General features: G+C 35.7%; 15 protein-coding genes. 6 read left to right on the forward strand and 9 right to left on the reverse strand.

Annotated features, from left to right (window positions below):
* Window positions 1–193: 193 nt before the first annotated feature.
* The 5 genes from secA to E0H99_RS12870 form a co-directional block, all read right to left on the reverse strand.
* Entirely contained in the window at window positions 194–3535 is a 3342-nt protein-coding gene (gene secA / locus E0H99_RS12850) for a preprotein translocase subunit SecA (protein ID WP_131996171.1), read from the reverse strand.
* Between the two features lie 85 nt (window positions 3536–3620).
* Window positions 3621–3842, reverse strand: coding sequence for a DUF2795 domain-containing protein (locus E0H99_RS12855; protein WP_007138072.1), 222 nt, complete (start codon window positions 3840–3842; stop codon window positions 3621–3623).
* Window positions 3843–4004: 162 nt separating this feature from the next.
* Complete coding sequence (locus E0H99_RS12860; RefSeq protein ID WP_131996174.1) at window positions 4005–4574, reverse strand: cob(I)yrinic acid a,c-diamide adenosyltransferase; 570 nt, start codon at window positions 4572–4574, stop codon at window positions 4005–4007.
* A 29-nt stretch (window positions 4575–4603) separates the two neighbouring features.
* Window positions 4604–5461: a RimK family alpha-L-glutamate ligase gene (locus E0H99_RS12865; protein ID WP_131996177.1), complete on the reverse strand. Its 858-nt coding sequence runs from the start codon at window positions 5459–5461 to the stop codon at window positions 4604–4606.
* Window positions 5462–5613: 152 nt separating this feature from the next.
* On the reverse strand, window positions 5614–6300 hold the full coding sequence (locus E0H99_RS12870) for an ABC transporter ATP-binding protein (protein ID WP_131916248.1): 687 nt from the start codon (window positions 6298–6300) through the stop codon (window positions 5614–5616).
* Between the two features lie 383 nt (window positions 6301–6683).
* On the opposite strand from E0H99_RS12870, the gene E0H99_RS12875 reads away from it, so the two are divergent.
* Complete coding sequence (locus tag E0H99_RS12875; protein ID WP_131996180.1) at window positions 6684–7361, forward strand: hypothetical protein; 678 nt, start codon at window positions 6684–6686, stop codon at window positions 7359–7361.
* Between the two features lie 58 nt (window positions 7362–7419).
* On the opposite strand, the gene E0H99_RS12880 is transcribed toward E0H99_RS12875, so the two are convergent.
* Window positions 7420–8199 (reverse strand): O-methyltransferase, encoded by a 780-nt coding sequence (locus E0H99_RS12880; protein ID WP_131996183.1) that lies wholly within the window; start codon window positions 8197–8199, stop codon window positions 7420–7422.
* A 185-nt stretch (window positions 8200–8384) separates the two neighbouring features.
* Here E0H99_RS12880 and E0H99_RS12885 point away from each other — a divergent pair, with 185 nt between their 5' ends.
* A complete protein-coding gene (locus tag E0H99_RS12885) occupies window positions 8385–9935 on the forward strand; it encodes an SDR family NAD(P)-dependent oxidoreductase (protein WP_131996186.1) in 1551 nt (516 codons plus the stop codon).
* Between the two features lie 111 nt (window positions 9936–10046).
* Here E0H99_RS12885 and E0H99_RS12890 read toward each other — a convergent pair whose 3' ends face one another.
* From E0H99_RS12890 to E0H99_RS12900, 3 genes are all read right to left on the reverse strand, one after another.
* Window positions 10047–10331 carry a hypothetical protein gene (locus tag E0H99_RS12890; RefSeq protein ID WP_205728694.1) on the reverse strand — a complete coding sequence of 95 codons (285 nt, stop codon included), beginning with the start codon at window positions 10329–10331 and terminating at the stop codon, window positions 10047–10049.
* Between the two features lie 464 nt (window positions 10332–10795).
* Window positions 10796–11371, reverse strand: a complete 576-nt coding sequence (locus E0H99_RS12895; protein ID WP_131996192.1) for an outer membrane protein — start codon at window positions 11369–11371, stop codon at window positions 10796–10798.
* 262 nt (window positions 11372–11633) lie between these two features.
* A complete protein-coding gene (locus E0H99_RS12900; protein WP_131996195.1) occupies window positions 11634–13496 on the reverse strand; it encodes an ABC-F family ATP-binding cassette domain-containing protein in 1863 nt (620 codons plus the stop codon).
* Window positions 13497–13813: 317 nt separating this feature from the next.
* Between E0H99_RS12900 and E0H99_RS12905 the strand changes: the two genes are divergently transcribed.
* The 4 genes from E0H99_RS12905 (at window position 13814) to E0H99_RS12920 (ending at window position 16944) form a co-directional block, all read left to right on the forward strand.
* The gene (locus tag E0H99_RS12905) at window positions 13814–14053 is read left to right on the forward strand and encodes a hypothetical protein (protein ID WP_131996198.1); all 240 of its coding nucleotides are present in this window, start codon (window positions 13814–13816) and stop codon (window positions 14051–14053) included.
* Window positions 14053–14361 (forward strand): type II toxin-antitoxin system RelE/ParE family toxin, encoded by a 309-nt coding sequence (locus E0H99_RS12910; RefSeq protein ID WP_131996201.1) that lies wholly within the window; start codon window positions 14053–14055, stop codon window positions 14359–14361. Before E0H99_RS12905 ends, E0H99_RS12910 begins: the two co-directional genes overlap by 1 nt.
* Window positions 14362–14382: 21 nt before the next feature.
* Entirely contained in the window at window positions 14383–15558 is a 1176-nt protein-coding gene (locus tag E0H99_RS12915) for a glycosyltransferase family 2 protein (protein ID WP_131996204.1), read from the forward strand.
* A gap of 84 nt (window positions 15559–15642) precedes the next feature.
* Complete coding sequence (locus E0H99_RS12920; protein ID WP_131996207.1) at window positions 15643–16944, forward strand: dihydrolipoamide acetyltransferase family protein; 1302 nt, start codon at window positions 15643–15645, stop codon at window positions 16942–16944.
* Window positions 16945–16975: the final 31 nt, after the last annotated feature.

Consider the following 16975-nt stretch of genomic DNA (forward strand, 5'->3'; position numbering starts at 1 on the left):
CTGGTTGAAAACCGCTTTTTTCTGGCGGTGGCAGAGCGACCAAAGGAAGCTCCTGACAGTGGCTAGAAAAAGGGTTTGAAACCAAATAGCTTGCAGCGTAGGGCGGGAATTGCTCCTGAAAATTAAGAGCAAAAAAAATTCCCCAATTACGAAAGTAGTTGGGGAATTTAATTTTAAGGAATCGAAACGGTTATTAGTTAACGATAACCCATTGACCTGAAGCGATTAAGCTTTCGGCTTTTTTGTATTTCATTTCTTGAATTTGTCCGTTTGCCACGTTTTGAATCGTAACATTATCATTACGATTAATTTTTGGCATATCTCTCACGATAGTTTCGGTAACTTGTCGTTGTTGCGTTTCTCCCGCTTCACGATTAGCACTTTCACTATTTGGAATTTCGTCTTTACTTAATTTATAATCTTCTTGTTGACGAACTTCTTTCGCTTCTTGAATTTGTTGATTCTCTTGAGCCGGTAAATCACCTTTGAACAAGAATGAAATCACTTCCTTGTTTACATTGTCTATCATTGCTCTAAACAAATTGAACGCTTCCAGTTTGTAAATAAGTAATGGATCTTTTTGTTCGTGAACCGCAAGTTGAACCGATTGTTTCAACTCATCCATTTTACGTAAGTGTTTCTTCCAAGCTTCATCTACAATAGACAAAGTGATATTTTTTTCGAAATCAGCAACAAGTTGAGCACCCTCAGTTTCGTAGGCTTTTTTCAAATCAGTAACCACATTCAAAGATTTTATTCCGTCTGTAAAAGGAACTACGATGCGTTCAAATTGGTTGTTTTTATCTTCGTAAACACTTTTTATGATTGGGAATGCTTCTCTGGCACTTCTTTCGGTTTTCTCTGTATAATATTCCAGCGTAGCTTTGTATATTTTACCAGTTAATTCCATTTCACTCAATTTACTGAATTCACTTTCAGTAACTGGCGAAGTAATTGAGAAATAACGAATCAATTCGAATTCAAAGTTTTTGAAATTATTTGATGCTTTGTTTTGGTCAACGATCAATTCACAAGTATCGTAAAGCATGTTTGCAATATCTAATTTCAATCGCTCTCCAAACAATGCATGACGACGACGTTTGTAAACCACTTCACGTTGTGCGTTCATTACGTCATCATATTCCAATAGACGTTTACGAACACCAAAGTTGTTTTCTTCTACTTTTTTCTGAGCACGTTCGATAGATTTAGTCATCATAGAATGTTGAATCACTTCACCTTCCTGCAATCCCATACGGTCCATAACTTTAGCCACTCTTTCAGAACCAAACAAACGCATTAGGTTGTCTTCAAGAGAAACATAAAATTGAGAACTTCCAGGATCACCTTGACGTCCTGCACGACCACGTAACTGACGGTCAACACGACGGGAATCATGACGTTCTGTTCCTACAATTGCTAATCCACCAGCGGCTTTTACTTCGGCAGATAATTTAATATCGGTACCACGACCAGCCATATTCGTTGCAATAGTTACCACACCAGGTTTCCCTGCTTCTTCAACTATTTGTGCTTCTTGTTTGTGCATTTTTGCATTCAAGACATTGTGTGCAACGCCTCTCATTTTCAACATTCGGCTTAATAATTCTGAAATCTCTACAGAAGTTGTACCAATAAGAACCGGTCTTCCTGCTTTAGATAATTCAGTTACGTCTTCGATTACGGCATTGAATTTTTCACGAGTAGTTTTATAAATAAAATCCTCTTTGTCTTTTCTGGCCATTCCTCTGTTCGTAGGAATTTCTACAACGTCTAATTTATATATTTGCCATAGCTCACCTGCTTCAGTCGAGGCTGTTCCAGTCATTCCTCCCAGTTTGTTGTACATTCTGAAATAATTCTGTAACGTAACGGTTGCAAATGTTTGAGTAGCGGCTTCGATTTTTACATTTTCTTTGGCTTCAATTGCTTGGTGCAATCCGTCAGAATAACGACGACCGTCCATAATACGACCGGTTTGCTCATCAACAATCATGATTTTGTTATCCATGATTACATATTCTACATCTTTTTCGAATAAAGCGTAGGCTTTCAAGAGTTGTGTCAAAGTATGAATACGCTCGCTTTTAATTCCAAAATCTTGAAACAATTGTTCTTTTTCTTCGGCTTCAGTGTCTTTATCTAATTTTTTCTTTTCGATAGCGGCAATTTCAGTTCCAATGTCCGGAAGTACAAAAAAGTCAGAGTCCGTATCTCCAGAAAGGTATTTAATTCCGTTGTCAGACAATTCTACCTGATTGTTTTTTTCTTCAATAACAAAATACAATGCCTCATCAATCTTGTGCATTTCTCTTTTGTTATCCTGCATGTATTGATTTTCGGTTTTTTGAAGCAATTGTTTGATTCCTTCTTCACTCAAAAACTTAATCAATGCTTTGTTTTTTGGTAACGCTCTGTATGCTCTTAATAATTGGAATCCACCTTCTTTAGTATTTCCTTCTTTAATTAATTTTTTTGCTTCAGATAAGAAACCGTTTGCCAACTGGCGTTGTAAACTAACTAAGTTTTCAATTTTTGGTTTCATTTCCATGAATTCATGACGATCTCCTTGCGGAACCGGACCTGAAATAATCAATGGTGTTCTGGCATCATCAATTAAAACAGAATCGACCTCATCGACAATAGCGTAATTGTGTTTTCTTTGCACTAAATCTTCTGGCGAATGTGCCATATTATCTCTTAAATAGTCAAAACCAAATTCATTATTGGTTCCGTAAGTGATATCAGCATCGTAGGCTTTTTTTCTTCCTTCAGAACTTGGTTGGTAATTGTCAATACATTCTACAGTCATACCGTGAAATTCGAATAATGGCGCTTTCCAAGTACTATCTCTTTTTGCCAAATAATCATTCACAGTTACTAAATGCACACCATTTCCTGTCAATGCATTTAAGTAAAGCGGTAAAGTTGCCACCAATGTTTTTCCTTCCCCTGTTTGCATCTCAGCGACTTTTCCTTCATGCAAAACCATTCCGCCAATTAATTGTACGTCATAGTGAATCATGTCCCAAGTAATTTCTTTTCCTGCAGCACTCCATGAATTTGCCCAAATTGCATTGTCACCATCTAAGGTAATGTAGCTTTTAATAGCCGAAAGTTCACGGTCTTTTGCAGTTGCAGTTACCACTATTTGGGTGTTGTCTTTAAAACGTCTTGCTGTTTCTTTAACAACGGCAAAGGCTTCCGGAAGAATTTCCATTAAGGTTTTCTCAGAGATATCGTAAGCTTCTTTTTCAAGTGCATCAATAGCAACATAAATATCTTCTCTTTTGTCAATGTCTTCAATGCTTTCTACTTCCAGTTTCAGCGCAGTAATTTTTGCGTCTTTTTCTGAACGAGCTTCTTTTATTTTGTCCTTAAAAAAGTTTGTTCGACCTCTAAGTTCATCATGGGATAATGCCATTAGTGGTTCCTCAAAAGTTTTTATTTTGTTGAGATAAGGTTGTAAAGCTTTGACATCTTTTTGTGACTTATCGCCAACAAAGACTTTAATAATACTGTTTATGAAACTCATGATATGTTTTTATTTCTAATTGTGTACTTCTGTAAATTTAAACCAAAAAAAAGCCTCTTTTGAGACTTTTTTATTGGTTTACCTTTTAATATTCATCCTCATTCCAAAGATAATCTTCGTCAGTAGGATAATCTGGCCAAATTTCTTCCATTGATTCATATATCTCGCCTTCATCCTCTATAGATTGAAGGTTTTCTACTACTTCTAATGGAGCTCCTGCTCTAATAGCGTAGTCAATAAGTTCGTCTTTGTTAGCAGGCCACGGTGCATCGCTTAAATAAGATGCTAATTCTAATGTCCAATACATGTGTTGTCGATTTAGTTTTGTGCAAAAATAAATTTTTTACTGAAAAAGACAAGTAAAAAATCATTTATTTTTAGTTAAAGTTAAGAACGTTTTATTTAGTGTTCAGTGTTCGGTATTTAGTGTTCAGCTTTTAACTGCAAACTTACAACTGTAAACTGCCAACTACTTCCTCGGAATCCATTGAACTTCGGCAGCGTTCAAATCATGAGACAACTTTCGTGCCAACACAAAAAGGTAGTCAGAAAGTCGGTTTAAGTACTTGATTGCGATTTCAGCAACGGGTTCATTGTGGCTTAAATGGACGGCTAAACGCTCTGCTCTGCGACAAACACAACGCGCAATATGACAATATGACACAGTGGTATGTCCGCCTGGAAGTACAAAATGAGTCATTGGCGGTAACGCTTCTTCCATAGCGTCAATTTCATTTTCTAATAATTCTAGATCAGATTCTATAATTCCCAATTTTTTCAAACGAAGTTCCCCATTTTTCATCACTTCTTTTTCAGGTGGCGTTGCTAACATAGCGCCCACAGTAAACAGACGATCTTGTATTTCGATAAGGATTTCTTTGTAATGCGCATTCATTTCCTGATCGCGAATCAGACCAATATGAGAGTTCAATTCGTCAACGGTTCCGTAACTTTCAATTCGAGCATGGTCTTTTGGGGCTCTGGTTCCGCCAAAAAGTGCTGTTGTTCCTTTATCTCCAGTCTTTGTATATACTTTCATCTACCGTTTATTTGATTTAAAAAACAAATTTAGCGTATTAATTCCACTATTGCTGCAACAAATCGTTCCAGTGAATTTTCACTGAGATTGAAATATAAATCAGGTTCAATGCATTCAATTTCCATTAAATAGAGTTCGTTCTCAATAAGAATTCCGTCTACTCGCGCATACAGTAATTTTTCTTGAAATGTATTTACTACTTTTTGGGCTTTCTCAATCATTTCTGAATTGGGTTGAACCAAATTGTATTTTCCTCCAAAAAGAGATTGTACTCTAAAATCGCCATCCACGGGTTTTTTATTCACCGAGTGAGAGAATTTTTTATTGAAAAAGATAAAGGATGTTTCACCCAATGTTTGAATCTCGGGCATGAATTCCTGTAAAAGCAACTCTTTCTCTGCCGCTATATTTTTATATTTTTCACTTATTTCTTGAGTTTCTGATGCTTCAAAAACTTCGGTGAGATAGGAACCCGCCGAAAATGCCGGTTTTATAACCGCTTTTTTCCAATGTGGCGGAATCAGTTCTGCAAGATTAAGATTGTCCGTTTTGTCAATGAAAACGGTTGGTAATATTGAGATTCCTTGCTGCTCCATTTCACGCAAATAAAACTTATGGATGTTTTGCTTGATTACTTCAATGGGGTTAAGCGTTTTGATTCCCAGTTTTTCTATTTGGTCGAGCCAAATTTTAAACTCGGTTTCTTTTTCGAAATAATCCCAAGTATTGCGGAAAATCAAGTAATCAAAATCAGTCCAATTGATAGTTTTATCATTCCAAATTACCGCTTTTGCAGTAATGTTGTATTTTGCTAATTCTGGAATTAATTGTTGATCTGCTGGTGTTAATTCGGGAAGTTTTTCGCAGGTTAGTATAGCGATTTTCATTTTTGGTAGGTGTTATTTGGAATTTTAAATGCTATCGTAATTTGGATTTCCTAGCCCGGATAAAAGCGGTATCCTCTTTCTTGTGATTCAGACGAAGGAAGAATGGCAAGAAAGAGATACAAGCGGATAGCCGGAAAAAGCTACTGAAAAAACTATTTGGTAGTGTCGCTTTCGATAAGTCCGTCACGCAAACGAATGATTCGGTGTGCATAAGCGGCGATTTCTTCCTCGTGCGTTACCAGAATTACCGTGTTTCCATTATTATGAATGTCTCCAAAAAGTTTCATGATTTCTAATGACGTTTTACTGTCCAGATTTCCCGTAGGCTCATCGGCAAGAATGATAGACGGTTTGTTGACCAAAGCACGGGCAATTGCCACACGCTGGCGTTGTCCTCCCGAAAGTTGGTTGGGTTGGTGGTCCATTCTGTCGGCAAGATTTACTTGTTCCAATACTTCGGTAGCTCGTGCTTTTCTTTCCGATTTTGAAAACCCGGCATAAATCATGGGTAAAGCCACGTTGTCTAATGCCGTTGTTCTGGGTAAAAGATTAAAAGTCTGGAAAACAAATCCTATTTCTTTATTCCGAATTTCGGCTAATTCATCATCTTTCATCTGGCTGACATCTTTTCCGTTCAGAATGTAACTCCCGGAAGTTGGTGTGTCTAAACACCCCAATAAATTCATTAAAGTTGATTTTCCAGATCCTGAGGGGCCCATTAATGCTACATATTCCCCTTTATTTATTTCTAAATCAATGCCTTTAAGAACATAAACGATTTCATTTCCAAGTACAAAATCTCGTTTGATATTGGTTATTTTGATTAGCGGGTTTGCCATTAGAGTATATGATTTTTGACCTTCGACTGCGCGTAGGGTGCTATTAAATTAGATTTTAAAAGTACAAAAGACTTTTGAATTATTAATAAGTAGTTGTTTTTTAAAATTTGTTACATTTTGAGCTTCAATTTTATATAGGAACTAACTTTTTCAAAATCAAATAATTGCAATTTTTACCTATTTCTTTTAAAATGCAATTTTTAATACATAAAATCACCCCGTAATTATTTATAGTATTTCAGGGTTAATTTATATAATTTACGCTTTATTTATTTTTATTTCATAATTACATGTATTATTTATAAAATTTTTGGATTATAATTATGAATTGAATAATGTTTCTTAAATTTACATAAATAATATTTAATCAAAATCAAGAAATTATGGAAAGTAAAAAGTTATTGTTAGGTGTAGCGGTAATCGCTTTGGGATTTACCTCTTGTAAAGATGAAAAAGCGGAACAAGCAGAGAAATCAGTTGATAGCTATGTTATGTACGTAGATTCAGTTGGTAACGTTGCCGCAGAAGACGCTAGAGGGAATTGGCAAGGAATTGAAGCTACTTATGAATTGAAAAGCGGAGAAGCTGAAGCTGCTATTGCAAACATGAAAGATAATGCAGCAGCGCAAGAGCGTCTTGATGCAAGTAGAGCCAAATATGAAGCTTTAAAAGCTAAATATGAAGCTGAAAAAGTAGCTGATCAACCAACTACTGATGTAACAATAAGCTCAAAACAACAATTAAGAAATGCTTTATTTGGTCAAGGAAAAATTGGGGATGATATGAATTTTAGCTGGGTAAACAAAGACAATATACATAGCGTTTACCAACAATTCATTCATACTGCCGAAAATAATAAAGACAGTTATACACGTGAAGACTGGGATGAAATTAAATTGATGTATGAAGCGCTTGACAGCAGAAAAAACACTGTTGAAAAAGAAGGACTTTCGTCTGAAGATAACAGAAAAATTGCTGCTTTAAAATTCAAATTTGCTCCAATGTTGAAAGTGAATAGAATGGGAGCAAAATCAGGAGAAATGAAAAGAGCTAAAGAATAAGGAATAATTAATTCAAAGTGAGAAATGACAGTCAGCAATGGCTGTCATTTTTTTTGCGTTAAATTCGAATCACAAAATGCTCTTTTGGTTGCTCTTTTCTAAAAAACACCAATCCCCATTGAAAAGTATCAATGGTTACGGTCACTTTTGGATGTTTTTTTATGATTTCCCAAGCTTCTTCCATTTCTGGAGACCAATGAATGTCATCGAATATCCAAACGGTTTCGTTAGTAATTGTAGGAAGTAATAATTCAAAATAGTCCACCGTTGCTTTCTTGGAGTGATTCCCGTCGAAGTAAATGAGTCGAAAGTCGAAAGTCGAAAGTCGAAGGTCTTCCAAATAATTACTGAATTCGGTTACTTCTAAATTTATATTGGTTAAACTAAATTCTCTGAATTGATTTTGAGCATTTTTTGCCGTTTCAGGACAACCTTCTAAAGTGATTATTTTTGCTTTTAAATTCCCTAAAGAAAGTGCGGAAGTCGCCAATCCTAACGATGTTCCAATTTCTAAAATACTTTCTGGCTGCAAATAATTGGTGATTCTAAATAATAATTCGGCTCGTTTTGAAGTAATTCCCGCTGTTTTGGCAATCTCGGCAATCGCTCTTGTATTCGATTTGAAAACTTTCGAACCTGCACCAAAATCAGTAACTTCAATGGTATTGTTGTTTTCTAAAAGCGAGTTTCTGTATTTTTTTAAAATAGAATATTCCGGTTTTGGTTTTTTGTCATAGAAACATTTCGTAAGTAAACTAAACATAAACGGAGAATGTACCGCATGCTCGTTTTTTGAGTGCCAAAGGAATTGTAGATACGATTTTATTTGAAATAGCATAGAGACATTTACAAAGTAGGCGCGAAGATACTAAGATAATAGTCGAAAGTCAAAAGTCTTAAAGCCGAAAGGCACAAATTCAAAAGCAAAGACTTTACGACTTTTGACTTTGAAACTTTACGACTTTAAAAAGTATATCTTTGCGCCCTTGGAATTTACACCAAGAATAATACCCATTTTTTACGATGATGATTGAACAAATAGAACATATAAGTGCCATAAGTTCGGAAGAAATTGACCGATGTATCGCTATTTTGGCACAATTAAATACCGATACTGACCAAATATTTGATATCCCAAAAGAACAACGAACAGCTTTAATCAAAGCGGCAGGGATGTTTTCCAGACCCGACCGAGATGAGCTTTCCCGTAGAAAAAAAGACGGAAAAGTGGCTGCCAAACGCAAAATGGAAAAACGCGACCGTACCGCCCGAAAGGAAACCGGGATTCGGCATGCCCGTGAAGCGAGTATTTTTGTGGCACCCAAATTATTGGCTTTTAATGATCTTGCCCACAAAGAACAATTAGAACTGGAAACTCCACGAAATTGTTACGTTTGCAAAACGGAATTTACTAAAATGCACCACTTTTATGATACGATGTGTACCGATTGTGGCGATTTTAATTATGCCAAACGTTTTCAAACCGCAGATGTAAAAGGGCAAGTGGCCGTGATTACAGGTTCTCGTCTGAAAATTGGGTATCACATTACGTTAATGCTGTTGCGTGGTGGAGCAACTGTTATTGCAACGACCCGTTTTCCAGTGGATTCGGCTTTGCGTTTTTCTAAGGAAGCCGATTTTATGGATTGGGGACATCGTTTGAAAATTCACGGATTGGATTTGCGACATATTCCGAGTGTGGAGATTTTTTGCAACTTTATTGAGCAAAAATACGAGCGATTGGATATTCTAATCAATAATGCAGCGCAAACCGTGAGACGTCCTGCCGGATTCTATACGCATCTAATGGAAAACGAAGAGCGTTCCATTGCTTCTTTGCCACAACAAGCACAGGAATTATTACTGGATCATACCAATTGTCTGGATGAATTAAAAGTATTGACATCAGGAGCTTCTCCAAATCAGAATATGCCGGTGACTTGGCACGGACCAGAACCTGGAATTGGGTTGCGGGCTTCCGCCAAATTATCTCAGATTCCGTATTCGTTTGATAATGCGCTCGTGGCGAATGAAGTTTTTCCGGAAGGAGAACTCGATGCCGATTTGCAGCAAGTGGATTTGCGAAAAACCAACAGCTGGCGTTTGCGATTGGGACAAATAGAAACGACAGAAATGATTGAAGTACAGTTGGTCAATTCGGTGGCGCCTTTTGTATTGTGTAACCGCCTTTCGGAAGTCATGAAGAAAGATAATACCGGAAAAAAGCACATCATCAATGTTTCAGCAATGGAAGGAAAGTTTCATCGCTTTTTCAAGGAAGACCGCCATCCGCATACCAATATGGCCAAAGCAGCTTTGAATATGCTCACGCACACTTCCTCTGGAACTTTGGCAAAGGATGGAATTTTTATGAATGCGGTAGATACCGGTTGGGTAACCGACGAAGATCCGGCGGAATTAGCTAAAAGAAAACAGGAAGAAGAAGATTTTCAGCCGCCATTAGACATTGTGGATGGTGCAGCGCGGGTTATGGATCCGTTGTTTGACGGTATTAATACGGGAAAACATTGGTGCGGGAAATTCTTGAAAGATTACAATCCGATTCCTTGGTAATAGCTTCAGACTTATAAAATAAAAAACCACAACAGAATTTGATTTTGTTGTGGTTTTTTGTTGCTTAATTTTATGGGAACGGTTTACAAATATGCAATCAAAATTTGCTGTTTACGATCCGGCGAACGGTGTCCCGAAAAGGCCGACTGCAAGTTCTATCCAAATGAGGAGAAGCGCTGCCAGAATAGCTGCACAGAGAATGATTCGATGATTGGTATTTTTTACCTTTCTCATTACAAGCTCACAGATAAGACCAGTACCGAGCAATAGGACACCAGCGACCACAAAATCGGCCAAGTTCCAGTTTACTTCTTTTGTAAATTGCATCGCTATTAATGGGATGAGCAGTAAAAAAACTACCGTGAGCACAATGCCAATACCTCTTTTGTTTTCCATAATCATAATTTTCAGTTTTATATATTAATTTGGTCGTACATAATCCGAAAGTGTAGCCTTCAATATTGAATAGATTCACTTTCAGGGTTTTGTTTTACAAATGTACGTAACTTTGAAATACAAAGTACTTTCTATTTGAAAAATATTTTGATCGTATATAATATTTTATTAAAAAAAATGATTGTTAGAAAAATCTGGGGCTGTAATCCTATTTCCTTGGTAATTCTGCTAAGCTTATAAATAAAAAACCACAACAGAATTAGATTTTGTTGTGGTTTTTTTGTTATTACTTATTGTTATGGGCGCAAAGTCAGAGACATTTGCGCACCTTAACCTAGAACTATTGTATACTTCGAAGAGCGGGGTGTGCCTAAAAGCTAATTGCTGCTAATTTTATTTTTTTTTGATAAAACAACAACCCCAGCATTTTCGGCTTTACCGCTAAAAGAGTTGAGGTTGATTTTTTACAGTCGCAAACCTAATCCAATTTTTAACAGATTTACGTTTGTGTTAAATGTAGTATTTGGGGTTTCGTTGTCAACTTTCAGTTTTACATAGTCATACTGAATTTCTGCGAATATTCTATTAGTTATATCATAAGCAATTCCAAAATTAGCATTAATTCCACTATGTGTTGAATCTGAAACATCAAATCCGTTATTTGTCCCTGAAGCGTCAAAAATCATAAAAGTATAGCCAAATCCTACGAATGGATGGAATTTAGAAATTGATTCTATTTTAAGTTCAGCAAAAACTTTTGGTTGAATAAGATACGATGTAACTTTAAAGTCTTGAATTCCGTTATTTTTGTTTGTGTTATTTACTAAAATCCCACCATTGATTGATGTTCCGATATTAAAATTAGTTATTTCAGCAAATCTGTATTTAGCTCCAACATCAATAATTCCATTGTAACTTTTTCCGATGAAATTTTGGTCAATAGGTATTGGAAAATTCATTTCAATACTAAGTTTTGAATCTTGTGATAAAGATTTTATTGAGAAAATCAATAATAATGCTAATAATAGTTTTTGTTTCATATTTCAATTTTTTAATTACTCATAACTCGTTTACAGGTCTGACGAACGTCTGGCTTTTCTTTTCTTTTCTTTTCAAAAATATATAAAAAAGTGGCAAACCATCAAAGGGACTTTTGTTTCTTATAATTTTTCGTACTAATTTAAAATTAGTTTTTTACTAAAAAAACAAACCCACAACAAAATTAAAATTCTGTTGTGGGTGTAGCCGAAATAATAATAATGTTCGGTATTGCAAACTGCTATTGAACACTGAATACTAATTTTATCCTTCTATCTTCGCAGAAAGCTCAAACCATCTTTCCTCTTTATCTTCAATTTTATTATTGATGTTTTCTAATTCTTTTGCTTTGGTCAAAACATTGTTTTCTTCCACTTTTCCATCCGAAAACAATTGTTCGATAGCTACTTTCTGAATCTCTAAATCCTTGATTTCTCGCTCGATTTTCTGAAATTCTTTTTGCTCATTGAAAGTCAAATTTCCGGTTGGATTGTTTTGTTTCCAGTCTTTCTTTTCGGCTTTGTTTTCTTCTTTTTGCGCCACGTCAGTGCTGTCTTCGTAAGCTCTAAAATCAGAATAGTTTCCAGGAAAATCTTCGACCACACCATCACCTCTAAAAATGAACAAGTGATCCACAATTTTATCCATGAAATACCTGTCGTGAGAAACCACTAAAAGACAACCCGGATAATCCAAAAGAAAGCTTTCCAAAACATTTAATGTTACGATATCCAAATCATTGGTAGGCTCATCCAGAATCAAGAAGTTTGGATTCTGAATTAAAACCGTACACAAGTACAAACGTTTCAATTCTCCACCGCTCAATCGATCCACGAAATCGTATTGTTTTTTAGCATCAAACAAGAAACGCTCTAACAATTGCGAAGCCGAAATCAATTTTCCTTTCATCAACGGAATGAATTCTCCGTATTCCTTAATCACATCAATCACACGCTGACCCGGTTTTGGGTTGATTCCGCTTTGCGTATAATACCCTATTTTTATAGTATCGCCAACAATCACTTTTCCTCCATCAAGAGGAATCGATCCTGTCAATAAATTCAGGAAAGTCGATTTTCCGGTTCCATTTTTCCCAATGATTCCAATACGTTCTCCACGTTGAAAATCAAAACTGAAATTATCCATGATAACATGATCCTTGAATTTTTTGGAAATTTTGTGAAGCTCAATAATCTTGCTTCCCATACGTTCCATGTTAATTTCAAGCTCTACTTTGTTCTCACGACGGCGACTTTGTGCTTTTTCCTTGATTTCATAAAAATCATCCTGACGCGATTTCGATTTTGTCGTTCTCGCTTTGGGCTGACGGCGCATCCATTCCAGTTCTTTCACAAAAAGATTCTGTGCTTTATCCACACTCGAATTTTCGGATGCGATGCGTTCCTCTTTTTTCTCTAAATAATACGAGTAATTTCCTTTGTATTGGTATAATTTTCCGTTGTCTAATTCGATGATTTCATTACAAACGCGCTCCAAAAAGAAACGGTCGTGCGTCACCATAAACAACGTAATATTTTCTTTGGCAAAATAGCTTTCCAGCCATTCAATCATCTCTAAATCCAAGTGATTTGTAGGTTCATCCAGAATCAATAAGTCGGGACGATTAATTAAAATGATAGCCAGTGACAAACGTTTTTTCTGTCCACCCGAAAGATTTTTTACTTTCAGTTTGAAATTTTCCAACTTCAGTTTGAACAAAATTTGCTTGTACTGCGTTTCAAAATCCCACGCATTGTGCTGATCCATTCCGTCAAAAGCTTTTTGGTAGGCTTCTTCATCTTCCGGATTTTCTAATGCTTTTTCATACGCTTCAATCACTTTCAAAGTCTCGTTATCCGATGCGAAAATACTTTCCTCAATCGTCAATTCGTCCTGCAAATTATTGTTTTGCGAAAGAAACGCCATTTTGATGCCTTTTCTCAAAACCACTTGTCCGGTATCAGATTCTTCCAAACCATTAATGATACTCATAATAGTCGTTTTTCCAGAACCGTTTTTGGCTATGAAGGCAATTTTTTGATCTTTATTAATTCCGAACGAGATGTCTTTAAACAGCGTACGTTCACCAAAAGATTTCGAGATATTTTCAACAGAAAGGTAATTCACTTTGTAAGATATGAGTTATAAATTGAAAGCTATGCATGCGTTGCGAAACATAACTTTTTTGCAAAAGTAATTCATTTACATCAAGTTTCAAGTTTTTGTGGTTTAAGTAATGTTAAACTAAAAACGGCAGCCTATTTTTTAGGAGCGAAAGATTTGGTTTTATTTGCAGGTAACGTTCCCGCTTTCCGTTGCAATCTTTTTCTTTTTAAAGAAAAAAGAAAAAGGATTTTCACTTCAATCGGGGCTAAGGAGAAATATGTTTTGGTGTTTTTAATCTTCTAAAAAAAGCGTATATTTGATATTCAAAAATAAGTGTAATGGATTCTAATTCAAAAAAATATAAAACAAACGAAAAACCCCAATCAGTGGAGGAAGAAGCTGTTTTATATCAATCAAAATCGGATTTAGAAATTGAAAATCAGGATGACTTTTGGGATGAACTTCCAGAACATGTAAAGCAACTAATTGAAATTGGATTAAAACAAAGCGAGCAAGGACTTGGCAAGCCACATTCTCAAATAATGGCTGAAGTTAAAAAGAAATATAATCTCACTTAATGAAGTATTATATTCATTGGTTAACTTTAGCGGAATTAACCTTTTTAGATGAAATTGATTTTATTTTAAGAAAATGGAATACTAATGAAGTTGAGAAATTTACAATATTAGTTTACAGTTTTATTGATGCTTTGAGTCAAAATCCAACCATTGGAAAATATAGTCCAAAACGTAAAATTTATTCTTTAGTTATTTCAAAACAAACAACGTTATACTACAATGTTTTAAAGGACAAAAAACAAATTAATTTGGTGTTATTTTGGAACAACAAACAAAATCCAAGTCTTCTCAAGAAATTATTAAGATAATTTTCTAATTATATTTGCTCAATGCAACTATCCGTCATCATTCTCAATTACAACGTTTGTTATTTTCTCGAGCAATGTGTTTTAAGCGTTCAAAGTGCTTTAGAAACCATTGACGGCGAAATTATTGTAATCGATAATAATTCCCCAGATGACAGTTGTGCAATGATGCAAAAGCGTTTTCCAAACGTAAAACTCATTCAAAATAATGAAAATGTAGGTTTTCCAAAAGGCAATAACATAGGAGTTGCTCAAGCTCAAGGCGAATACATTTGTATTTTGAATCCAGATACAGTGGTTGCCGAAGATACGTTTACCAAAGTATTGGCTTTTGTCCAAAAACGATCTGATTTAGGAATATTGGGTTGCAAACTTATCGATGGAGCCGGGAAATTTCTGCCGGAAAGCAAACGTGGCGTTCCAATACCTTGTGTCGCTTTTACCAAAATCACGGGTTTGTACAAATTATTTTCCAAGTCGGGAACATTCGGGAAGTATTACGCACTACATTTAAACGAAAACCAAACTGGAAAAGTGGATATTCTTGTGGGTGCTTTTATGGTTATGAAAAGAAGTTTATACCTTGAAGTGGGCGGTTTTGATGAAGATTGTTTCATGTATTCGGATGATATTGATTTGTCTTATAGGATTTTGCAAAAAGGAAAGTCGAACTATTATTTTCATGATACCACCGTAATCCATTATAAAGGAGAAAGTACCATTAAGGACGAAATCTATATGAAGCGCTTTCAGGAAGCCATGCATTTCTTTTATAAAAAGCATTTTAACGTTTCTTTATTCTTCTCGGTTTTTATGGGACTGGGTATTGTCTTTTTTTCTTTTGTAAAAATGATTCAAGGAAAACCTTCCAGAAATTTAGGGATAAAAATGACTCCAAAATCATATCTGCTGTATTCATCAAATGAAAAATTAGTGGAAAAATTGACTTTGGTTTTGCAAAAAAAAGTCTCATTTCACGATTTAAAAACAGAAAAAATGGTAATTTCGTCTTCGTTAAGAAGTGTAACGGGAACTGAAATTATTCTGGATAACGAATTCATTTCTTTTAAAGAATGCATATCAATTCTCGAATCTGCAAGAAATAGAGGATTTACCTTTAAAATAATACCAAAAAACGCTAATTTTTTAATTGGAAGTAATAATAGTAACGAAAGAGGTGAGATTATGAAAATAGAGTAAAAAATTACATTTAATGTAATTTATATTTGAAATATTTAGTAATTTCGCAAACTGAAAATCAAAATCACCTTTTAGGTTAACAATATGGCAAGATTTGAATTAAAGCTTCCAAAAATGGGAGAAAGCGTTGCAGAAGCAACCATTACAAACTGGTTAAAAGAAGTTGGAGATAAAATTGAAGCTGACGAAGCGGTACTTGAAATTGCTACTGACAAAGTAGACAGCGAAGTGCCAAGTGAAGTTTCGGGTATCTTGATTGAGCAATTGTTTGGTAAAGATGATCTGGTTCAAGTAGGTCAGACTATCGCAATAATTGAAACCGAAGGTGGAGAGCTTGTGTCAATTGTTAAAGAAGCAGTAGCCGCTGAGGTTGTTGCTGAAGTAACAAAAACGGTGGATGCTGCTAAAGAAAGTGTTGCGGCTCCAGTAGATTTCTCTGATTCTGAAAAATTCTTATCGCCTTTGGTGAAAAATATTGCCAAAGAAGAAGGGGTTTCTGTTGCAGAATTAGCAGCGATTTCCGGAACAGGAAAAGAAGGAAGAGTAACTAAAAATGATATTTTAGAGTACGTAAAAAATAGAACAAGCCAACCAGCAGTTTCGGCTCCGGTTGCAGCAGTTCAAAAACCAGTTGCAGCTCCAGTTGCTCAAAAGGCGGCTCCGGTATCTGTAAGCGGTGGTGATGAAATCATAGAAATGGACAGAATGCGCAAGCTAATTGCGGGTTACATGGTTGCTTCTGTGCAAACTTCGGCTCACGTACAATCGTTTATCGAAGTGGATGTGACGAATATTGTAAAATGGAGAGAGAAAAATAAAAATGCTTTCGAAAAGAGAGAAGGAGAAAAATTGACGTATACGCCAATTTTCATGGAAGCAGTTGCAAAAGCATTGAAAGATTTCCCTGGAATGAATATTTCTGTAGATGGTGATTATATCATCAAAAAGAAAAATATCAACCTTGGAATGGCGGCTTCATTGCCAAACGGAAACTTAATTGTTCCTGTTATTAAAAATGCGGATCAACTGAATTTAGTTGGAATGGCAAAAGCGGTCAACGATTTAGGAGGTCGTGCAAAAGCTGGAAAGTTAAAACCGGACGACACACAAGGCGGAACCTATACGGTTACGAATGTGGGGACTTTTGGAAGTGTTTTTGGTACGCCAATTATCAATCAGCCGCAAGTGGGAATTTTAGCCCTTGGAGCAATCCGTAAAATGCCAGCGGTAATCGAAACTCCAGAAGGAGATTTCATCGGAATTCGTCAAAAAATGTTCTTATCCCATAGCTATGATCATAGAGTGGTTGATGGAGCATTAGGAGGCAGTTTTGTAAAAAGAGTCGCTGAATATCTAGAAGCTTTTGATGTAAACAGAGATGTTTAAAGGTATATAATTACAATTTAGACCCGACCGA

It is taken from the genome of Flavobacterium sp. GT3P67 (genome assembly GCF_004349155.1).
Lineage (GTDB): Bacteria > Bacteroidota > Bacteroidia > Flavobacteriales > Flavobacteriaceae > Flavobacterium > Flavobacterium ranwuense.